The organism is Streptomyces tirandamycinicus, from assembly GCF_003097515.1.
GTDB classification, from domain to species: domain Bacteria; phylum Actinomycetota; class Actinomycetes; order Streptomycetales; family Streptomycetaceae; genus Streptomyces; species Streptomyces tirandamycinicus.
The window spans coordinates 6,804,641-6,825,748 of the sequence record NZ_CP029188.1; the positions used below are offsets into that span (position 1 = coordinate 6,804,641).

Annotated in this window: 16 protein-coding genes; 2 read left to right on the plus strand and 14 right to left on the minus strand. The window is 75.2% G+C overall.

Annotated elements, in window-relative coordinates; translation table 11 throughout:
- Nucleotides 1–27 precede the first annotated feature (27 nt).
- A complete protein-coding gene (locus DDW44_RS29380) occupies nucleotides 28–456 on the minus strand; it encodes a PPOX class F420-dependent oxidoreductase (RefSeq protein ID WP_018890553.1) in 429 nt (142 codons plus the stop codon).
- A 152-nt stretch (nucleotides 457–608) separates the two neighbouring features.
- Between DDW44_RS29380 and DDW44_RS29385 the strand changes: the two genes are divergently transcribed.
- Nucleotides 609–1,022, plus strand: a complete 414-nt coding sequence (locus tag DDW44_RS29385) for a roadblock/LC7 domain-containing protein (protein ID WP_017950036.1) — start codon at nucleotides 609–611, stop codon at nucleotides 1,020–1,022.
- Nucleotides 1,023–1,259: 237 nt separating this feature from the next.
- On the opposite strand, the gene DDW44_RS29390 is transcribed toward DDW44_RS29385, so the two are convergent.
- Nucleotides 1,260–2,348: a phosphatidylinositol-specific phospholipase C domain-containing protein gene (locus tag DDW44_RS29390; protein WP_108908377.1), complete on the minus strand. Its 1,089-nt coding sequence runs from the start codon at nucleotides 2,346–2,348 to the stop codon at nucleotides 1,260–1,262.
- A gap of 375 nt (nucleotides 2,349–2,723) precedes the next feature.
- Between DDW44_RS29390 and DDW44_RS29395 the strand changes: the two genes are divergently transcribed.
- Nucleotides 2,724–4,280, plus strand: coding sequence for an ATP-dependent DNA ligase (locus tag DDW44_RS29395; protein ID WP_108908378.1), 1,557 nt, complete (start codon nucleotides 2,724–2,726; stop codon nucleotides 4,278–4,280).
- A 481-nt stretch (nucleotides 4,281–4,761) separates the two neighbouring features.
- On the opposite strand, the gene DDW44_RS29400 is transcribed toward DDW44_RS29395, so the two are convergent.
- The 12 genes from DDW44_RS29400 to DDW44_RS29455 all read right to left on the minus strand — a co-directional run bounded on the left by DDW44_RS29400 (nucleotide 4,762) and on the right by DDW44_RS29455 (nucleotide 20,955).
- Nucleotides 4,762–5,355: a helix-turn-helix domain-containing protein gene (locus DDW44_RS29400; RefSeq protein ID WP_018890555.1), complete on the minus strand. Its 594-nt coding sequence runs from the start codon at nucleotides 5,353–5,355 to the stop codon at nucleotides 4,762–4,764.
- 282 nt (nucleotides 5,356–5,637) lie between these two features.
- The gene (locus DDW44_RS29405) at nucleotides 5,638–6,441 is read right to left on the minus strand and encodes an SRPBCC family protein (protein WP_108908379.1); all 804 of its coding nucleotides are present in this window, start codon (nucleotides 6,439–6,441) and stop codon (nucleotides 5,638–5,640) included.
- Between the two features lie 18 nt (nucleotides 6,442–6,459).
- A complete protein-coding gene (locus tag DDW44_RS29410; RefSeq protein WP_108908380.1) occupies nucleotides 6,460–7,665 on the minus strand; it encodes an XdhC family protein in 1,206 nt (401 codons plus the stop codon).
- Nucleotides 7,658–8,800: a vWA domain-containing protein gene (locus DDW44_RS29415; protein ID WP_108908381.1), complete on the minus strand. Its 1,143-nt coding sequence runs from the start codon at nucleotides 8,798–8,800 to the stop codon at nucleotides 7,658–7,660. The genes DDW44_RS29410 and DDW44_RS29415 overlap by 8 nt, the downstream gene beginning before the upstream one ends.
- Before the next feature lie 5 nt (nucleotides 8,801–8,805).
- Nucleotides 8,806–9,831: an AAA family ATPase gene (locus DDW44_RS29420; RefSeq protein ID WP_108908382.1), complete on the minus strand. Its 1,026-nt coding sequence runs from the start codon at nucleotides 9,829–9,831 to the stop codon at nucleotides 8,806–8,808.
- A gap of 14 nt (nucleotides 9,832–9,845) precedes the next feature.
- Nucleotides 9,846–10,700, minus strand: a complete 855-nt coding sequence (locus DDW44_RS29425; RefSeq protein WP_108908383.1) for an FAD binding domain-containing protein — start codon at nucleotides 10,698–10,700, stop codon at nucleotides 9,846–9,848.
- Complete coding sequence (locus tag DDW44_RS29430; protein WP_108908384.1) at nucleotides 10,697–13,162, minus strand: xanthine dehydrogenase family protein molybdopterin-binding subunit; 2,466 nt, start codon at nucleotides 13,160–13,162, stop codon at nucleotides 10,697–10,699. Before DDW44_RS29430 ends, DDW44_RS29425 begins: the two co-directional genes overlap by 4 nt.
- On the minus strand, nucleotides 13,159–13,638 hold the full coding sequence (locus DDW44_RS29435) for a (2Fe-2S)-binding protein (protein WP_017947040.1): 480 nt from the start codon (nucleotides 13,636–13,638) through the stop codon (nucleotides 13,159–13,161). Before DDW44_RS29435 ends, DDW44_RS29430 begins: the two co-directional genes overlap by 4 nt.
- A 124-nt stretch (nucleotides 13,639–13,762) precedes the next feature.
- Nucleotides 13,763–14,620 (minus strand): class E sortase, encoded by an 858-nt coding sequence (locus DDW44_RS29440; protein ID WP_108908385.1) that lies wholly within the window; start codon nucleotides 14,618–14,620, stop codon nucleotides 13,763–13,765.
- A gap of 137 nt (nucleotides 14,621–14,757) precedes the next feature.
- The gene (locus DDW44_RS29445; protein ID WP_108908386.1) at nucleotides 14,758–16,236 is read right to left on the minus strand and encodes a glutamate-cysteine ligase family protein; all 1,479 of its coding nucleotides are present in this window, start codon (nucleotides 16,234–16,236) and stop codon (nucleotides 14,758–14,760) included.
- Nucleotides 16,237–16,717: 481 nt separating this feature from the next.
- Nucleotides 16,718–18,487 (minus strand): alpha/beta hydrolase, encoded by a 1,770-nt coding sequence (locus DDW44_RS29450; RefSeq protein ID WP_108908387.1) that lies wholly within the window; start codon nucleotides 18,485–18,487, stop codon nucleotides 16,718–16,720.
- A gap of 617 nt (nucleotides 18,488–19,104) precedes the next feature.
- Complete coding sequence (locus DDW44_RS29455; RefSeq protein WP_108908388.1) at nucleotides 19,105–20,955, minus strand: RICIN domain-containing protein; 1,851 nt, start codon at nucleotides 20,953–20,955, stop codon at nucleotides 19,105–19,107.
- Nucleotides 20,956–21,108: the final 153 nt, after the last annotated feature.

Genomic DNA, 21,108 nt, shown 5'->3' on the forward strand with positions numbered 1-21,108 from the left:
CGGCCGGTCACGCCCGCCGAGATGCCGTCAGTCGGCCAAGCCCGCCAGGGCCTGGACCTTGTCGACGCGCATCCGTACCAGCAGCTCGCCGGGCACCCCGTTGCGCGCACCGTACTCCTCGGCGCGATCCTCGCCCATGTAGCGTGCGGCGATCCGGGTGGCCCAGTGGCGCAACTGCTCCGCGTCCTCGCCGAGTTCCGCGCGTCCCTGGACGACCACGAACGAGAACGGCGGGCGGTCGTCGTCAACGCAGAGGGCGACCCTGCCGTCACGGGCCAGATTCCGCCCCTTCACCGTTTCCTTCCCCGTGGTGAAGACCACGTGGTCGCCGTCGAGGAGGAACCAGACGGGTGCGATGTGCGGGCCCCCGTCCGCCCGGACCGTCGACAGTTTCGCGGTGCGCGTGCCCTGCGACAGGAACGCCCGCCATTCGTCCTGGGACATCTTTCTCGCCATGGGCCCATCCTCGGACGCGACCCGTGGTGAGGGAAAGTCAACTCTCCGCTGCCGTGCGCCCGTGATGACTCCTTGCCGGGCGGGTGACGGTGCGCAAGGCTTACCCGCGACACGGGGGAACGCGAACAAACACACGAACGGGGAGGAACGTCATGGCAGCGGACAAGGGGCTCGACTGGCTCCTGGACGACCTGACCAAGAGGATCTCGTACATCCGGCACGCCCTCGTGCTGTCCAACGACGGCCTGGTGACCGGGGCGAGCACCGGCCTCGCGCGCGAGGACGCGGAGCACCTCGCGGCCGTCTCCTCCGGACTGCACAGTCTCGCCCGGGGGTCGGGCAGGCACTTCCGGGCGGGGAAGGCGAGGCAGACCATGGTGGAGTTCGACGACGCGATGCTCTTCGTCACCGCCGCGGGGGACGGCAGCTGCCTGTGCGTGCTCAGCGCCGCGGAGGCGGACGTCGGCCAGGTCGCCTACGAGATGACACTGCTGGTGAACCGGGTGGGGGAGCACCTGGCGGTGGCCGCACGGCAGCCGCGCCGGGTCACGGTCTCCGACTTCTGAGACGGTCCACCGCCATGCGGCCCCGTCCTCGGGGTCTTCGTCGTCCATGCCGACTTCACCGGCTGTGACGTCCGTACCTTCTTCGCCGCCACCGCCCGGGCGGGGGCGGGGGCGGGGGCGGGGGGCCCGGCCCGGACGGTGGCGCACACAGGGCCTCCCCGTGGCACACACCGGCCGGCCGGGCCGTCGGCGTGGCGCACCGCCCGGCGCGCCACGCTCAACCGCCCGTGCTCCGGTCTACCGCGGCGACCGCGCGGCCGTGCCGCCGGTGGCGCCCCGGGGCACCACACTCGACAGGACCGACGGCAGCGTGGACCAGTCCGACGAGACCACGCTCGCGTGCCGGCCGGCCAGCAGGGCGACGCGGTCGCGTGCCTGCGCCTCCGTCGGGCTGGTGCCGTCGATCGCGGGCGGCACGCTGTGGGCGCTCGTCATCAGGACGAGGTAGTGGTTGCGGTCGTACCAGGCGGTGTCGATCGAGCCGTCCGCGTACCGGGAGGCGGCACCGTCGAAGACGACGAACCACGGGCGGAGTGAGGCGTCCGCGTAGCGGCCGCGCGGGTCGCCGGACTGCGCGCCGAGTACGGCGGGGAAGGCCGACGCCTCCGGCAGCCGCCCGGCGGCGGCGAGGTTCCGCAGGTGGGTGGCGTACTCCCGGTCCGTCCACAGCGTGTCGAACGGGTTCCCCTGCTCGACCGTGCCGGGGATGAGTTGGACGATGAACTTCCCCGCGAGGTCGGTGCGGGAAGGCCACCCGCGGGCCCGTACGGCGGTGTCGAGGTCCGGATGACCCGCCGCCAGATCGGCGGGCCGGAACAGCGCGTCGCCGAGCCGGGCGGTGAGCAGCGCGTCGAGCGCGGCGGGGCCCCGGCCGTACTTGCTCTGGAACCCGTCCTTCATCTCCACCTTGAGCATGACGGGCCGGTGCCCGGGATTCGCGTCGTGCCAGACGCGGATGTCGGAGAGGCAGCCGCTGAGATCCCGGTCGCGGGACTTGGCGCGCAGCTCGGCGGCCGTCGAGGCGTTCACGCAGTTGTTGTCGTTGCCCACCGGGTTGTCGTGGGCGACGCGGAAGGATCTGCCGAACACATTGGTCCACACGTCGATCTCCAGCATTCCGGCGCCCGAGTCCAGGGCGTCCGCGAAGTAGCGGTACTTCGCCTTCTCATAGGCGTTGTGGACGCCTACGGAGGTCGTCGACGAGTACGCCGGTGCCGACGCCCCGGTGCCGGGTGCGGCGGCCGCGGGCGCCTGTGCCGTGACGAGTGCCAAACCCAGTGCGGCGGATGAGACTGACGCCGCTGCCGTGCGCGAGAGCTTCCCCATGGTCCCCTGCCTGTGTCGGGAGCGGTGCAAATCCACGGCAGAGTAGGGGAGTTGGGTGCAGAAGGGGAGGTTGCCGAGGCAGCGACGTGAAGAACTTCCGGGGTGTGGGGAGCTTCCGGTGGTCCTGGTGGTCCTGGTGGTGCTGGAGGTGCGGATGGTGCTGAAGGTGCGGGTGGTACGAGGGCAGCCGTGCTCGGTCAGCGCGCGGGACCGATCAGGTGCCCGTGGACGAGGGCGGGGCGAGCTCCGCCGGGAGGGGACGGGAGGTTCCGGCCCGGCTCAGAGCCCCGTACCCTCCGCCGATGAGGCCCGGCCCGCGCTCCCGCCGGGACGCACCGGCGTGCGGACCGGTCCCGCGCCGGGCACGATGGCCGCATGCTGCTGGCCCGCCTCGCCGATGTGTCCCGGCAGATCGCTGCCGAGCCGTCCCGTACCCGGAAGATCGAAGCCCTGGCGTCCCTGTTCCGCGACGCCCGGCCGCAGGAGGCCGCACTGGTCATCGCGTATCTGGCAGGGCGGATCCCGCAGGGTCGGCTCGGCATCGGCTGGAGCGTCCTCGGGCACCGGCCCGAGCCGGCCGGGGCGCCCGTCCTGACCGTGGCGGAGACCGACGCGACGTTCACGGCCCTCGCCCGAGTCGCCGGTGCGGGTGCCCAGGCCGAACGCCGGAGGCTGGTGGGCGCGCTGATGGCCGCCGCCACCGGCCCCGAACAGGAGTTCCTGGTGCGGCTGCTGACCGGCGAGGTGCGCCAGGGCGCGCTGGACGCCGTGGCGCTCGAGGGCGTCGCCAGGGCGGCGGGCGCCCCGGCCGCCGAGGTCCGGCGGGCGGTCATGCTCGACGGTTCCCTCCCGCGGGTCGCCGCCGTGGTCCTGGCGGACGGCCCGGCGGCGCTCTCGTCCTTCCGGCTGCGGGTGGGCCGCCCCGTCCAGCCGATGCTGGCCCACACCTCGGCCTCGGTGGCCGACGCGGTACTTGCCCTCGGCGCCTGCTCCGTGGAGGAGAAGCTGGACGGGGTCCGCATCCAGGTCCATCGCCGGGGCGGGGACGTCCGTATCCACACGCGCTCGCTCGACGACATCACGGCCCGGCTGCCGGACGTGGTGGAGGCGGTGCGGGAACTGCCGGGGGATTGCTTCATCCTCGACGGCGAGGTGATCGCCCTCGATCCGGCCGGGCGGCCCCTGCCCTTCCAGGACACCGCCGCACGCGTCGGTTCCCGGACGGACGTGGCCGCCGCCACGGCGGCGGTCCCGCTGTCGCCCGTCTTCTTCGACGTCCTCGCGGCCGAGGACAGGGACGTGCTCGATCTGCCGGGGCGTGAGCGGCACGCGGAACTGGCCGCGCTGGTTCCGCGGTCCATGCGGGTGCGGAGGTTCGTCGTCGAGGACCCCGCGTCCCCCGCCGAGGTCGCGGGCGCCGAGGACTTCCTCGCCGCCACGCTCGGCCGCGGCCACGAGGGCGTGATGGTCAAGGCACTGGACGCGCCGTACGCGGCGGGGCGCCGCGGACGCTCCTGGCTCAAGGTGAAGCCCGTGCACACGCTCGACCTGGTCGTCCTGGCCGCCGAGTGGGGCCACGGCCGCCGTACGGGAACGCTGTCCAACCTCCACCTCGGTGCGCGGGCCGCCGACGGGGGGTTCGTCATGCTCGGCAAGACGTTCAAGGGCCTCACCGACGAGATGCTCCGCTGGCAGACGGAGCGGCTGCGGGAGCTCGCCGTGGAGGACGACGGCTTCCGGGTGCGGGTGCGGCCCGAGCTCGTCGTGGAGATCGCCTACGACGGTCTGCAGCGCTCTTCGCGCTACCCGGCCGGCGTCGCGCTGCGGTTCGCCCGGGTCCTGCGCCACCGTCCCGACAAACCGGCGACGCAGGCCGACACGGTCGAGACCGTCCTCGCCGCCACGCCCGTCGCGGCTCCGCCGGGGGAGTGAGGCCGGGAGGCGGGGGACCGCCGGGAGCGGCGGGACGCGCGGCGAACGGCGGGGCGTGGGCCGCGGAGACGACCGCCGTGAGCGCCCGGAGTGGCCGGCCAAGCGGCGAGCGGAGGGGAAAGGGCCCCGGCCGGCCGGGGGAAACCGGCCGGGGCCGTACACGGGCGGGCGCACCGTCACCGGGGGTGCGGTCTGCGGCCACGCCTAGATGAACGATAAACCATCTTTGAGCGCAACTCGAACACCGCCCCCGCCCCGGAGCCGATGCCGGGGGTGGCGGCCGGAGCGCGGTCGCCGGGTACGGCGACCGGCGCGCGGCCCCATGCAGTGGAAAGCGACGGTGCTGCCGGGATCGGTGGCCGGCACCCCTCCACCGGCGGCCGTCACCTCTCTGCCGGCGGTCGGGGCGGCGCCGTCGGCGAACGAGGCGGACGCGATGCCTCCGCGGCGCCCCGGGCCGGCGGCTCCCCGGCCGGGCCGGTCAACCCGAGGACGGGCGTGCCCGTACGTGCATCCGCTCGCCCTGGGGCCCGAACAGGGACAGGAACTCCACCGGCCGGTCACCGGCGTTGGCGAAGCCGTGCGGGGTGCGGGTGTCGAACTCCGCGGCCTCACCCGCGCCGAGGACCAGGTCGTGCTCGCCGAGCGCCACCCACAGCCGCCCGGTGAGGACGTACAGCCATTCGTAGCCCTCGTGCACCTTCTGCTCCGGGCGCACGCCCTTGTTCTCCGTCCGCGGCGGCACGATGTGCTTGTAGGCGTGCATGCCCCCGAGGTACCGCGTCAGCGGTACGTACGTCTGCCCGTTCCGGGTGAAGGGGCGCTGCCGGATGCGGGCGTCCCCGACGGCCGGGGCGCCGACCAGTTCGTCCAGCGGCACGCCGTACGCCCGGGCCAGTGGCAGCAGCAGTTCGAGCGTGGGCTTGCGCCCGCCGGACTCCAGCCGCGACAGCGTGCTCAGCGAGATCCCGGTTGTCTCGGCGATCTGGGCGAGCGTGCTGCCGCGCGCCTGCCGCAGGGCCCGCAACCGAGGCCCCACGGCCGTCAGCACCTCGCCGAAATCGTCCTCCGTCATGGATCCATTTGCCGTCATGGCAAACAGCCTTGTCAAGCCCGGGGCTGCCGGAGAGATCCGCCCGCACGGGCCCGCCCCACGCCCGCGCGGGGCGGGACGGTCCCGGACCGGATTCGGCCGGCACGAGGCGCCCCTCAACCCCGACCTGCGGCGACGGGTGAACCCGCCGGGCGACCGGATCCGACTCCCGGTGCGCCACGGCTGTCCGGGCGGACGCGCCGCGACCCGCCGGGAGCGGGCGCGCCTTTGCCCGCTCCCGACCGTGCCGGGCGCGACCGACGGTCAGCGCCGCAGGCGCCGGACGGCCACGGCCACCGCCGCGCCGGCGGCTGCGGCGGCGAGCACCCACGGGACGATCCGCCTGGTGACCGGCAGGCCCGCGGTCCGCAGCAGGTCGATGGGCTCCGCGGCCCCGGCCGGAGCGGGCTCCGCACGCGCGGCGGGTACGGCGGGTGCGGCCGGGCCCCGGGGCTCCGCCAGGTCCGCCGTACCGGGAACCGCGGGGCCCGCCGGGACCTCGGTTCCCGATACGGCGGACTCCTCCGCGGCCGCCCCCGTGCCCGTCCCCGCCCCGGCAGCTTCGGCGGCCCCTCCCGGCTCTCCTCTCCCTTCCTTCCCCGCTGCCGCGCCCCCGCCGCCCGGCGCCCCGGCGAGCTGCCCGGACAGGCAGTCCGCGAACCGGTCCACCAGCTTCCCGCCCACCTCGGCCAGTACACCCCGCCCGATCTGGGCCGGCCGCCCGGTCACCGCGAAGTCGGTGAGCACGGACACGGCCGTCCCCTCGCCGGAGGCCGCGAGCCCGGCCGTGACGGTCGCCCGCGCAGTGCCCTGCCCCCGCACCTCCTTGCCGCTCGCCTTCAGCACCATCCGGTGCGCCGCCTCGTCCCTCTCCTCGAAGACGGCGGTCCCCCGGTACGTCAGCGTGACCGGCCCCACCTTGACCTTCACCGTGCCGGTGATCTTCTCGCCGTCGAACTCCCGGACCGTCGTACCGGGCAGGCAGGGCGCCACCCGCTCGACGTCGAGGAGCGCCCGCCAGGCCTCCTCGACCGGCACCGGGACGGTGAACTCGTGTCGCAGTTCCATGCTCCGCTCCGTTCCTCCTCACGCGCCGGCGGACCCCGCCGGGGCCCCGGAGCCCCCGCGGACCGGTCCGCCGGGAACCGCCCCTCCGGGAGCAGCGCCCCCGGGAACCGGCCCTCCGGGGGCCGGGCCTCCCGGATGGATCGCCCCGGCCGTCTCCGTCAGCGGCGCCCCGCTACCGCCCCAGCGGAGTGCGACGATCTCCGCCGCCACCGACACGGCGACCTCCTCGGGGGTGCGGGCCCCGAGGTCCAGGCCCACCGGCGAGCGCAGCCGGGCCAGCTGCTCCTCGCCCAGCCCGGCCTCGCGCAGCCGCTTGGCCCGGTCCTCGTGGGTGCGGCGGCTGCCCATCGCGCCGATGTACGCCGCCGGGCGGCGCAGCGCCTGCTCCAGCAGCGGCACGTCGAACTTCGGGTCGTGCGTCAGTACGCACACGACCGTGCGCGCGTCGGTCTCGGTGCGGTCCAGATAGCGGTGCGGCCAGTCCACCACGACCTCGACGCCCTCCGGGAACCGCTTGGGCGTGGCGAACACCGGGCGCGCGTCGCACACGGTCACCCGGTAGCCGAGGAAGTCGCCGATCCGGGCGACGGCCGCCGCGTAGTCGATGGCCCCGAACACCAGCATCCTCGGCGGCGGTGCGAACGAGTGCAGGAAGACCGACACGTCGTCCTCGCGGCGCTGGCCCCGCGGCCCGTAGTGCCGCATACCGGTCGACCCCTGGGCGAGAACGCCGCGGGCGTCCGCCGCGACCGCCGCGTCCAGCCCCTCGGAGCCGAGCGATCCGGCCGCCTCGTCCGCCCACACCGCCAGGGTGGCCCCGCGCGGAGCCGGGCCGTCGGTCACGGTCGCCACCGTCACCGGACGGTGCGCGGCGACCGATTCGGCGACCGCCCCGAACACGGCGTCGGTGTCCCGGGAGACGGCCCGGACCAGCAGGGTGATCTCGCCGCCGCAGGTCAGCCCGACCGCGAACGCGTCGTCGTCGCTGTAGCCGAAGGTGTGCAGCCGCGCCGCCCCGTCGGCCAGGACCTCCCGGGCCAGCTCGAAGACCGCGCCCTCCACACAGCCGCCGGACACGCTGCCCACGACCTCCTCGCCCGGACCCACGGCCATCGCCGCCCCCGGCCCGCGCGGCGCGCTGCGGCTCACCGACACGACCGTGGCCAGCCCGAACGGCTCGCCCTCGGCGTACCAGCGGTTCAGGGCAGGCAGAATCTCACGCATCCTCGGCTCCTCTCACCACCGCGGCGAGGTGCTCCAGCGCCGCCACGCTGTGTCCCTCGACGAAGGCGTCGACACTGGGCAGGGCCGCCGCCATACCGGCCGCCAGCGGTGCGTAACCGGGCCTGCCCTTGCGCGGATTGGCCCATACGACCCGGTGGACCAGCCGGTGCAGCCGCCGCATCTGGGCCGCGAGGAGGGACGGATCGCCGCGCTCCCAGCCGTCGGACAGCACCACGACGACGGCGCCCCGCGCCATCCCGCGCTGCCCCCACCGGTCCAGGAAGGCCCGCAGCATCTCGCCCAGCCGGGTGCCTCCGCGCCAGTCGGGGACGGCGGCGGCCACCGCGGCCAGTGCCGCCTCCGGGTCGCGGTGCTCCAGCGCGGCGGTCACCCGGGTCAGCCGGGTGCCGATCGTGAACACCTCCGTGGCCGCCCTCGACCCGGCGGGGCCGCGGTGCGCCGCCGCGTGCGCGAACCGCAGCAGCGCGTCCGCGTACGGCGTCATCGACCCGCTCACGTCCACCAGCAGCACCACGCGGCGGGGCCGTTCGGCACGCGCCCGCCTGCGCAGCCGCGCCGGCTCCCCGCCGCGGCGCAGCCACTCCCGCACCGTCCGCCGCGGATCGACGGCGCCGCGCCGGGCCGGCCGCAGCCGCGCGGAGCGGCGCGGCTCGCCCCGCAGCGCGAACGCGGCCAGCAGCCGCCGCACCTGCTCGCGTTCGGCGGCCGTCAGCGCGGCGACGTCCCGATGGCGCAGCACCTCCGCGGGGCTGGCGAGGGCCGTCGCCGCGCCGGGCCGCCGGCCGTCCTCGCCGGGCCCCGGCGCGCGGTCCGTCTCCCGTACGGCCGACCGCGGCGAAGAAGCGGCCGGCAGCGGGCGGGCCCGCGGCCCCGGAGTGCGGCCGCGCGGCCCGAAGTAGCCCGCGAACACCCGGTCGTAGCGGTCGAGATCGTCCCGGCCGCCGCACAGGGTGAGCCGCCCCGCCCAGTACACGTCGGCCCGCCGCCGTGGCCCGAGCACGTCGAGCGCCCGCAGGAACGTCTGCACCCGGTCCGGCCCGGCGTCCAGGCCCGCCGCGCGCAGCGCGCGCCCGAAACCCACCAGCACCGCGGTACCGCCGTCGACCGCAGCCATCGGCCTCACGCCCCCGCCGCCCGCAGGGCGAGGATCGCCGACAGGTCCAGCGAGCGGGCCCGCTCCGTGTCCTCCCGGTACTTCAGCACCGACCCGAGCGTCGCCACGGCCAGCTCCGCGTCCAGCTCCGTGGCGCCGAGCGCGTCCAGCGCCTCGGCCCAGTCGATCGTCTCGGCCACTCCCGGCGGCTTCACCAGCTCCTCGGAGCGCAGGGCCTGGACGAGTGCGGTCACCTGTTCGGCCAGCCTGGCCGACACCGCGGGCAGCCTGCTGCGGACGATCGCCAGCTCCCGGGCGAAGGAGGGGTGGTCGAACCAGTGGTACAGGCAGCGCCGCTTGAGGGCGTCGTGCACCTCCCGCGTCCGGTTCGACGTCAGCACCACCACGGGAGGGACGTCGGCCCGCAGGGTGCCGAGTTCGGGAACGGTGACCGAGTACTCCGACAGCAGCTCCAGCAGGAACGCCTCGAACTCGTCGTCCGCCCGGTCCACCTCGTCGACGAGCAGCACCGACGGCTGGGTCCGCAGCGCCCGCAGCAGCGGCCGCTCCACCAGGAAGCGCCGGTCGTACAGTTCCGCCTCCAGCCGCTCCACGTCGGTCACCCCGGCCGCCTCCGCCGCGCGCAGGTGCAGCAGCTGCCGCGGGAAGTCCCAGTCGTACAGGGCCTGCGAGGCGTCGATGCCCTCGTAGCACTGCAACCGGATCAGCGGTGCGTCCAGCATCCCGGCCAGCGCGCCCGCGAGCGAGGTCTTCCCCACCCCGGCGTCGCCCTCGCAGAACACCGGGCGGTGTAGCCGCAGCGCCAGGAAGCAGGCGGTGGCCAGGCCCTCGTCCACGAGGTAGCCGACGTCCTCCAGCCGCCGCCGCACCTCCTGCGGGTCCCGTACTTCCTGTGCGTCCTGCGGGTCCTGCGGGTCCTGCGGGTCCCGTGCGTCCTGCGGGTCCCCCGGGGGCCCGGCGGCCGGTCCGGCCGCCCGGCGCGCCCCGCCGTCGCCCGCTTCCCCCGTCCGCCCGGCCGTCGTCCCGCCCATCGGCGCGGCACCCGTCACCCGGAACCGGCCGCGGCGAGCACGGCCCGCCGGGTGAGCACCCGTGCCAGGTGCTCGCGGTACTCGGACGAGCCCCACAGGTCCGATGTCGGCCTGGTGCCCTCGGCCGCGGCCTGCGCCGCGCGCTCCACCTCCCCGGGGCCCTCCGCGCCCGCGAGCGCCGCCTCGGCGGCGGCGGCCCGCAGCGGGGTCGGCCCCATGTTGGTGAGCCCGATCCTGGCCTCGGCGATCCGCCCGCCGTCGGTACGGACGAGGACCGCGACGCCGACCGTCGCCCACGCCTGCGCCGCCCGGTGGAACTTCTCGTAGCGGAACCCCCAGTCCCCGGCCTTCGGGATCCGCACCTCGACCAGCAGTTCGTCGGGGTCCAGGGCGGACTGCAGGTAGTCGGTGAAGAAGTCCCGCGCCGGGATGGTCCGGCGGCCCCGCGGGCCGGTGGCGACCAGTTCGCCGTCGAGCGCCAGGACGACCGCGGGCAGGTCCGCCGCCGGGTCGGCGTGGGCGAGCGAGCCGCCCAGCGTCCCCCGGTTGCGTACGGCGGGGTCGGCGACCGTCGCCGTCGCCGCCGCGAGCAGCCCCGCGTGCCGCCGCACGAGCGGGTCGGCCAGCACGTCGTGGTGCGTGGTCATCGCGCCCACGACGAGCGTGTCGCCCTCCTCGCGGATCCCGCGCAGACCGTCGATCCTGCCCACGTCGACCAGCAGTTCGGGGAAGGCGAGGCGCAGCCGCAGCATGGGCAGCAGGCTCTGGCCGCCGGCGAGGACCTTCGCGTCCTCACCGGACTCGGCGAGCGCGGCCACGGCCTCGTCCACCGAGTCCGGCCGCCGGTAGTCGAACGCCGCGGGGATCATGCCGGCTCCTCCTCGCCCGGGACGGCTGCCTGACCCGTCGTCGGCACCGTGCCCTCCGGCCGCTCTGCCTCCGGCGGGCCGCCTTCCACGCCCCGGGCCTGCCGGATGGCCCGCCACACCCGCTCCGGGGTGCACGGCATCGGCACGTCCGTCACCCCGAGCGGCCGCAGCGCGTCCACGACGGCGTTCACGACCGCCGGTGTCGAGGCGATGGTCCCCGCCTCCCCGACGCCCTTGACGCCCAGCGGGTTGGTGGTCGCGGGCGTCTCGGTGCGCTCGGTCGTGAACTCGGGCAGGTCCACCGCGGAGGGCACCAGGTAGTCCGCCATCGTCCCGGACGTCAGATTGCCGTCGGCGTCGTAGACCGCCTCCTCGTAGAGCGCCTGCCCGATGCCCTGGGCGAGGCCGCCGTGCACCTGGCCCTCGACGATCACCGGGTTGACCACCCGTCCGACGTCGTCGACGCACACATAGGAGCGGATCCGGGTGCGGCCCGTCTCCGTGTCGACGTCCACGGCGCACAGATGGGTGCCGTGCGGATAGGAGAAGTTGTCCGGGTCCACGACATGGTCGGCGTGGAGCGTCGGCTCCATGCCCTCGGGCAGGTCGTGCGAGGAGAACGCGGCGAACGCGATCTCCTGGATGGTGCGCCGCGCGTCCGGGGAGCCCTTCACCGAGAACACGCCCTCCGCGAAGTCGAGGTCGTCCTCGCCGGCCTCCAGCAGATGCGCCGCGATCCGCCTGGCCTTCTCCACGACCTTCCGCGCCGCCTCGTGGACCGCCGTACCGCCGACCACCAGGGAACGCGAACCGTAGGTGTCCATCCCCTGGGGCGCGGACCGGGTGTCGCCGTGCACCACCTCGACGTCCTCGAACGGCACGCCCAGCGCGTCGGCCGCGATCTGGCTCCAGCACGTCACATGGCCCTGGCCGTGCGGACTGGTGCCCGTGACCACCTCGACCTTGCCCGTCGGCAGCAGGCGGACGGCTGCCGTCTCCCAGCCGCCGGCCGCGTACCGCAGGTCCCTCAGCACCCGGCTCGGCGCGACCCCGCACATCTCCGTGTACGTCGAGATCCCGATGCCCAGGCGCACCGGGTCGCCGCGCCGCACCCGCTCCTGCTGCTCGGCCCGCATCCCCTCGTAGCCGAACAGCGCCAGCGCCTTGTCCGTCGCCGCCTCGTAGTCGCCGCTGTCGTAGGTGAGCCCGGCGATCGAGGTGTACGGGAACTCGTCGCGCCCGATCCAGTTGCGGCGGCGCAGCTCCAGCGGGTCCATGCCCAGTTCGGCGGCGAGTTCGTCCATGATGCGCTCGATGGCGAACGTCGCCTCGGGGCGGCCCGCGCCCCGGTAGGCGTCGGTGGGCGTCCGCGTGGTGAAGACCCCGGTGCAGCTGAACGCGTAGGAGTCCATCTTGTAGATCGCCGGGTACATGAACGCGCCGAGCAGCGGGGTGCCCGGCGTGATCAGCATCAGGTACGCGCCCATGTCGGCGAGCAGGTCGACCTTCAGCCCCAGCAGCTTCCCCTCGCGGGTCGCCGCGATCCGGACGTCCTGGATCTGGCCGCGTCCGTGGTGGGTGGCGAGGTACCCCTCGGAGCGCGACTCGGTCCACTTCACCGGGCGTCCGAGGGCGCGCGCCACGGCGAGCGCGACGGCCTCCTCCCCGTACACCTGGAGCTTGGAGCCGAAACCGCCGCCCACGTCCGGGGCGATCACCCGCAGCTTCTGCTCCGGGATGCCGGTGACCATCGCCATCAGCAGCCGCACGATGTGGGGGATCTGGGTGGCGGAGTACAGGGTGTACTCGCCGGACGCGGCGATCGGCGTCACGACCACGGCGCGCGGCTCCATCGCGTTGGGGATGAGCCGCTGCTGGAGGAACCGCCGGGAGACCACCACATCGGCCCGGGCCCGTACCGACTCCCAGTCCTCACCGGTCGTCAGCGGCCAGACGTAGCACCGGTTGGTGCCCTTGTCCGCGTGCACCAGCGGTGCGCCCTCCGCGAGCGCCGCCTGAAGGTCCAGCACGGGCTCCAGCGAGGTGTAGTCGACGTCCACCGCCTCGAGCGCGTCGGCCGCCGCGTAGCGGTCCCGGGCGACCACGACGGCGACCGGGTCCCCGGCGTAGCGCACCTCGTCGACGGCGACCGGCGGATGGTCGGGCATCACGATGTCGTCGGTCACCGGCCATACGCAGGGCATCGAGGCGAGTCCGTCGGCGAAGTCGCGTCCGGTGAACGCGGCGACGACGCCCGGCCGCTCCAGCGCGGGAGCCACGTCCACCCGGTCGATCCGGGCGTGCGCCATGGGGCTGCGCAGCACGGCCATGTGCAGCATGCCGGGCACGCTGATGTTGTCGGTCCAGTGGGTCTGGCCGGTGACCAGGTGCGCGTCCTCCTTGCGGGCCCGGGCGCGTCCCACCTCCCGCTCGCGCGTCCGGTCCGCGGGCCGGGCGGTCATGTCCGGGCCTCCTGCCCCGCGCGCGCGGCCGCGAGCACGGCGTGGACGATGTTCTGGTAGCCGGTGCAGCGGCAGAGGTTGCCCTCCAGGCCGTGGCGGACCTCGTCGGGAGTGGGGTCGGGATTCTCCCTGAGCAGGTCCCGGGCCGCCATGATCATCCCGGGTGTGCAGTAGCCGCACTGGAGGGCGTGCTTCTCGTGGAAGGCCTTCTGGAGGGGGTCGAGTCCATCGCCCGGGGCGCCGAGCCCCTGCACGGTGGTGACCTCGCTTCCGTCGGCCTGGACGGCGAGCACCGAGCAGCTTTTGGCGCTGCGGCCGTCGAGTTCGACGGTGCACGCGCCGCAGCTTCCGGTGTCGCAGCCGACCGGGGTGCCGGTCAGCCCGAGGCGGTCCCGCAGATAGTGGACCAGCAGCAGCCGCGGCTCCACATCGTCCTGGTAGGCGACGCCGTCCACGGTCACCGAGATGCGGTTCATCGGCCCTCCCAGGGGCCCGGGCAGGCAATACCGGCCAGTTTTGTCTGTTACGTCCAACTCTAGGTCGGTGCAACAGGCGCCGCGACCGTGCCGCTTGGCGGCAGGCGAGGACCGCCCCGGCCGGTCAGCCGGTGGTCTCGCGCACGCCGGTGAGCACCCCCACCCGGTCGATCCGGTGCTCCGGGTTGTCACGGTCGTCGCGCCAGAAGTTCCCGGCGGCGTTGTCCTCCGGCGTGGCGCAGGTGGAAATCGTGATCATCGGCCGGGTGGCGGTCCGGCCCGGGAAGCCCGGCACCGCGGCGCGCTGCTCGGCCAGCGACCGGGCGGAGCGGAAGGACGTCGTCCGGTGAGCGGTGATCCGGTACTCGTACACCTTGCCGCCCGAGGTCACCAGTACGACGTCGCCGATCTCCAGCGACGGCAGGTCGCGCAGCGGCCCGCCGGCGGACAGCCGGTGCGCGGTGACGAGGTAGTTGCCGATCTCGCCCGGTCCGACCCCGCCCCGCTCGCCGTACGGGCTGGCGGCCACCCCGCGGTTCTGGATGCGCGTCCCCGGCCAGTCGTCGGTGGTCCCCTCGTACGGGACCACGCGCAGTCCGGTCACGCCGATCGACGGGATGCTCAGCTCGGCCGGCCGGGTGCGGGTGCTGCCGGGCGGTTCCGGCGCCGCGCTCGCGGGCGGGGCCGCTCCGGGCTGGAGGGCGGCCGGAGGCGGCACGGAGGTGGAGGGGGCGGTGGACGGGGACGTGGACGGGGAGGTGATCGGGGAGGTGACCGGGCGGGGCTCCGACGCGGACGCGGTGCCGGAGGAGGCGCCCGGGAGCGCGGACGAGGCCACCGGGGCGGCGGCCGGGAAGGTACCCGGGACCGCGGCGGGCTTGCCGGACGTCCGGGCGTCACCGGCGGCGGGGGAGCAGCCGGCGGCGAGCACGGCGACGAGAGCTCCGGCGAGAGTGGTGGGTACGGCACGGGCGGCGTGCATGGGCGGCTCCCGGATCCGGGGGCGGGGACGCATCGGGCCGCGGCCCCGCGGGCCGTGGCCGTCCCCCACGACGGTAACCGATCGTCCGTTCGCCCGCCGTCCCTCCCGTGCCCCGCCGCGGGCGGCGCGGCGCCCGCTCAGTCGACGGGCCAGGTGTGCGCGGGCGCGTTGAGATGCATGTAGTCGATGTACTGCCGGGTCATCCGCCGCAGTGCCTCGTGGCGGGTCACACGGGCGGTGGCGTCGATGCGGTGGAACATCTCCGACTGCCACACCGCCCCGTTGCGGCCCGTGACACACCGCTGCTCGATGATCCCCAGCAGCGGCTCCCGCCACTGCGCGTCCATGCCCGACCACTCCAGTCCCCGGTGGGCGAGCGGCAGCAGACGCCGCAGCACCAGCTCGGCGGCCGGCACCTCGCCCATCCCCGGCCAGTACAGCAGGGCGTCGATCCCGTGCCGTGCGGCGGTGTGCAGATTGTCCTCGGCGGCCGCGAAGGACATGCGCGACCACACCGGACGCTCCTCCTCGACCAGCGCGCGGGTGAGCCCGTAGTAGAACGCCCCGTTGGCCAGCACGTCCGCGACCGTCGGCCCGGCGGGCAGCACCCGGTTCTCGACCCGCAGATGGGGCCGGTCGTGGGCCACCGCGTACACCGGGCGGTTCCAGCGGTAGATCGTCCCGTTGTGCAGGGTGAGTTCGGCGAGTTCCGGGATGTCGCCGCCCTCCAGCGTCTCCCTCGGGTCCTGGTCGTCGCAGAGCGGCAGCAGCGCGGGGAAGTAGCGCAGGTTCTCCTCGAAGAGGTCGAAGACGCTGGTGATCCAGCGCTCGCCGAACCACACACGGGGCCGTACGCCCTGCACCTTGATCTCCTCGGGGCGGGTGTCGGTCGCCTGCTCGAAGAGCGGGATGCGGGTCTCGCGCCACAGCTCCTTGCCGAACAGGAAGGGCGAGTTCGCCGCCAGGGCGACCTGCACGCCCGCGATGGCCTGCGCCGCGTTCCAGTATCCCGCGAACTCATCGGGCGAGACCTGCAGATGGAACTGGGTGCTGGTGCAGGCGGCCTCCGGGGTGATCGTGTCCGCGTAGGTCCGCAGCCGGTCCACGCCGTCCACGGCGATCCTCAGATCCTCGCCCCGGGCGGCGAACACCTGCTCGTTGAGCAGCCGGTAGCGCGGGTTCTCCGAGAGGGCCGCCTCACCCACGTCCTTCTGCCGCAGCGTCGGCAGGATCCCCACCATCGCGAGATGCGCGCCCACCTGTGCGGCCCGCTCCTCGGCGTGGTTGAGCGCGTCCCTGATCTCCTGCTCCCAGGCGTCCGGACCCCCGGCCGTCAGCCGCCGAGGTGGAATGTTGATCTCCAGGTTGAACCGGCCCAGCTCGCTGGACCAGGCCGGATCGGCGATCGCCTCGAGCACGTCGGTGCTGCGCATCGCCGGTTCGGCGGCGCCGTCGACGAGGTTCAGCTCGATCTCCAGGCCGACCTGCGGCCTCTCCGACTCGAAACGTGCCTCGCGCAGCATCAGCGCGAAGGTGTCGAGGCAGTCCTGCATCTTGTTGCGGTACCGACGGCGGTCGTCACGGGTGAACACCAGCGCCGGGACGTCTCGTCCCATCGGCCCTCCCGAATCTCCTCGGATCTCCTCGGGCCCGGCCCTCCCAGGGTGCCACCGCCCGTCCTGCCGGACCAGCGAGACGGCCGGACGCGGGCCCGGGCCCGCGGCTCTTCCGCGCCGCGGGCGCGGCCGCCGCACGGCCCCCCGTCAGCGCCGCCCCGGCTGCCTCGGTGGCCTCGGTGGCCGCGATGGGCCTGTCAGCTCCGTCAGCGCCGCCAGTAGTCGGGTGGGGGAGCGTCCCCGCCGTCCGGCCGGGATCGCCGGTCGCCGCGGGTCTGCGTCCATGACGCGACCGGCGACGGCCGCCGGTCCCGGGATTCCGCCCCCCGGTGGTGCCGAAACGCCTCCCGTGCGGTGACGGCGCCGGGCCCCGGCCCGTACCGGGGCCTGGTGTCGGCGCCCGGACGCCGCCGGGCCGTGGGCCGCCGGCCGGCGCCTGCCGCGCCTGCCGGCCGAAGCGCTCCGCCCACGGCCCGTCCGCTCATCGGCCTCCGCCCTCGGAGGGAGCTCCGACCTTTGCCGAGACTCCAGCCGGAGCTCCTTCCGCAACACCTCCCACCACCCCGTCCGCGACACCCTCCGCAACTCCCCCCGCGCCGCCCGCCGTTCCGCCCCCGCCGGTCCGGATGCCGCCCCGGGGCCGTGCCTCGCTGAACGGACGCACGTCCTGGCCGCAGACGGCTCCCTCCGGTGGGAGGACGCCGTCGACGAGGTAGCGGCGTTCGTAGTCGTCCACGCAGAGACTCGGGTTGACGACGGACGAGTGCCCGTATCCGTCCACGGTCAGCAGGCGTGCGCGGGCGAGCTGCCGGGTCATCGCCACCGCACCCTGGTACGGGGTCGCCGGGTCGTACCGGGTGTTGACCACGAGCACGGGGTTCGCCGTCGGGCGGTTCCACGGACCCGTGTAGGCGGCGGCGGCCGTCGCCGGCCAGGTGGCACACGGCTCGCTCGCCCACGCGACGGCCCGCCCGAGGTCACCGGCCCGGCCGTAGCCGAACTCCGCCAGATCGGGAAACCGCCGTGGATCACGCGGATTGGGGCTCTCCGAGCAGCGGATCGCGTCGATCTGCTCGAACCCCGGGTAGGGCAGGGGGCCTTCCGGCGCGGCAGGCTCCTGCGGGGGCCGGCGGTCCCACAGGTCCTCCAGCGCCCACGCCAGGTCGTACCAGCCGGGGTCGACGGCGTACAGGCCGCTGAGCACCGTGGTGACCGTCCTGGCGTAGGTCCACGACCCCTGGGGGTGCTCCTGCAGGCGCAGCATCAGCCTGCCGAACTTCGCGCGGGTCGCCGCGGGGCTGCCGGCGGAGAACGCACAGCGGTCGGCGGCCGCGCGCCCGCAGTGGTCGAGGAACTGGCGCAGGGTCGCGGCCGATCCCAGGTCGACGCCCTCCCGCAGGAACGTCGACAGCCGCGGCTGGGCCGTGGGGCCTCCGTCCACCCAGGCCTTCGGGTCGATGTTGCCGTCCAGGACCATCGCCCGGACCTTGCCGGGGAAGAGATTGGCGTACGTCGCGCCCAGGAACGACCCGTACGACACCCCGAGGAAGCTGAGCTGCTCGTCGCCCACGGCCTGCCGGAGCCGGTCCAGGTCGTGCGCCGTGTCGGCGGTGGAGACGTACCGCAGCAGCCGCGCATCGCGCTGCTCGCAGAGCCGGCCGAGCTCGGCGTAGGCGTCGACCCAGGCCTCGGTCTGTCGCTCGCCGACGGGGAAGCCGAAGGGTATCCGCTCCAGCCACCGGTACGCCGCTTCGGCGGTGGGGAAGCAGCGGACCGAGGTGCTCCGGCCGGCCCCCCGCGGGTCCCAGCTGGCGATGTCGAAACGCTGCCGCAGTTCCTCGGGGAAGAGTTCGTACCACTGCGGCAGTGCCTCGGTTCCCGCTCCTCCGGGGCCGCCGGGGTTGAAGAACAGAGTTCCCAGCCGCGGCCCCGGCCCCGTCGCCGGGCGCCTGATGACCGCGAGGTCCACCGTGGGTCCGGCGGGCCGGCGGTGGTCCAGCGGTGCCTTCGCGGTCGCGCAGTCGAAGCCGGGGGCCTCCTCGCAGGGGCTCCAGTCGAGGGCCGGAGCGGCATCCGCCGGAGCCGGGCCGTCGGCCGGGACGTCGGCCGGACCCGAGGCCGGGGAGCGGGCGGGGGCCGGGGCGCGGACCGGGGCGTGGGCCGGTCCGCCGATCACGCAGGCGCAGATCGTGGTGGCGACGGCGGCCGCGGCGAAGCGCCCGCGGCCGGTGGGGGATCGGGGTATGTGCATGCTCGTCCTTTGCCGCCGCGACACCGGGCGTGGTCTGCCGTCAGGAGCCTTCGTCCCGATCCGACTTCGGCCCCGCCGGCCCCGCAACCCGCCTGCGGCCGAACGGCCGTCACCCGTCGGGCGGAGCGGGCACCGCCGCACCGGCGGGGGCGCCCTCCCGCCATCGGCTGCCGCACCGGCCACGGCGGCCCCTCCCGGTGGGGCCCCGGCAACGGACCCCGCCCACCCCGCGGGGCGCACCGGTGCCGCCCTCCGCTGCGCCGCAGCGGCCGGCGCGGCCGCCGTGAGGCCGTCGCCGAACACGACCCCGGTCACCCACCACCGCGACGGTACGGAGGCCGTCTCCGCGGCCGCCGCTCACCCGGGCGCCGGAGCTTCACCCGGATCGGGAGACCCGGGGTACCGGCATGGCCCGCTGGGGCGCAGGCGGCGGCCCCGGCACGGGGCGCGTACGGCCGCCGGGGCTCTCCCCGCAGGCCCGCAGCCCGCAGGCCCGCAGGCCCGCAGGCCCGCAGGCCCGCAGGCCCGCAGGCACGCAGGCCGCGTCGATACCTCCCGGGGCCGGGCTCGCCCCGGAGCCCGCACGGTGTGGGCGGGATGCCCGGCCGCGGTCCGCTCTACCGCCGTGTGCCGGCGTTCCACCGCTGGTCGGTGCCGTTGTCGAGCCGGTCGAATCCCAGTGAGCCGCCACGGGGTTCGAGGGCGAAGTGCGGGGCGATCAGCGGGTGGACCACTCCCGCGCCGTCGACGCCGAACCGCAGATTGAGGCCGTTGCGGCCGTCGACCGAGGAGCACGACCAGATGCCGGCGCCTCGGTCGGTGTCCCCGCGGGAGTCGAGGCAGAAGTCGGGATCGGCGCCGTTGCGCAGCAGGCCGTTCGGCTCGAGGCGCCACTGCTGGGTGGTGGCCCCGTTGCAGGTGGTCGTGATGACGTCGGTGCGGTCCGCCATCACCCCGTCCTCGACGTCGAGGCACCGGCCCGTGGCGGCGTTGACCACCGGGTGGTAGCGCGTTCCGGGGACGATCGGCACCGGGACCGGTACCGCGTCCTTCGTCGGGGCCGGTGCGGACGGCTCGGTCGCGGCCGGGGGCCGGGTGCGCGTCGGCGAGGGCGAGGGCCGGGCCGAGGGCCGTCCGCCGGGGCTCGCCGTCCGGGTCGGCACCGGCGGTGGAGCCCCGAAGGTGGGGAACGCGCTCTCCGCCGTGGGCGCGGGCGCCGCCGCCGCGGGTTCGCGGGACGCGCCGGGGTCCCCGGAGAACGCCACCAGCGCGGCCCCGGCGGCGGCGGAGCCCGCCAGCACGACCACCGCGCCGGCGATCAGCAGGACGGACCGGAGCGGACGGCGTGTGCTCCGCTCCAACGCCGCCCCGGCGGCCGCAAGCCCTGGACGGCCGGGTACCGCGCCCGCCGCCGTCCTGTTCGCGGACCGCGGTCCGCCGCCGGAGGTCACGAGCGCGGGCCCGGGGACGGAGTCCGGGACGGGCAGGTCCCCGAGCGTCCCGGACACCGGCAGGCGCGTGGTGTACTCAGCGCCGCCCCAGCCCAGCAGATGCCCGGCCAGGACCGTGCGGGGGTCGTCCGCCATCCGGGTCAGCTCGGCGACCGCCCGGGCGCAGCGCGCACACCCGGCGAGGTGCAGGTCCAGATCCTCGCTGCGCCGCCCGTCCACGGGCCGGGTCGCCGCATCGATGATCCTGCGGAAGCCCAGGCACCGCTCGTCGCCCCGTTCCAGGTACGTACGGAGGAAGGCCTGGCGCATCGATTCCCGCGCCCGGTCCCGCAGGTCGGGAACGAGGTCGCCGCGGACCCCCAGATAGGCGGCGACCGTTGTGTCGGGCTCCTGGTCCACCACGGCGTACCAGAGCACGCCCCGGGTCAGGGCGGGGAGCCGGTAGAAGGCGTCCAGCACCGCTGCGGAGGCCTCCGACATTGACCCGTCCTCCGGTGGACCGGACCCGTCTTCCGGTGGACCGGACCCGTCGGTGGATGGAACGGACCCGCCGGCCGATGGAAGGGACCCGTCGGCCGTGAGTTCCCCGGTCACCGCGCCCGCCCCGGTCACCGCGCCCGCCGCGGACACCGCGCCGGAGTCCGCGTCGATCCAGGCGGCGAAGCCGGGCGAGAGCCGGTCCCGGCGGCCGCCGCGGGCCCAGTCGACGCCCACGCCCCGTACCAGCGTCAGCAGATGGTGGCGCCAGTGCCCGCGCGGCTCGATGCCCCGGCAGGCCTCCTCCGAGGCCCGCCGGAGCGCCTGGACGGCGAGCTGGTCGCCGGCGGTCTGATTGCGCCCGCAGAGCCTGGCGTAGGCGAGGACGGCGGGCAGATGGCGCCGTTTCAGCTCCCGGAGTGCCGGATGCGCGCGCGGGGCGCCGGAGCGGATCCGTTCCCCCAGCTCCGCGTCCGGCAGCGCTGAGTCGTCCCCCGGCCCGTGCCTCTGCGGCGGACCGGCGTCGTGGAGCTCTGGCACCCTTGCGTCTCCTCGTCCCCCGAGGCACGGCCGATCCGCCCCGCCTTGGGGCGCCGGTTCACTTGCCGGTGACAAACGCCCATGGTGGATCAGCGGGGCGGGCGGGAAAAGGTGTGTCCGCCGGTAAGTCGCGCGGCGCGGGCCCCCGATGGG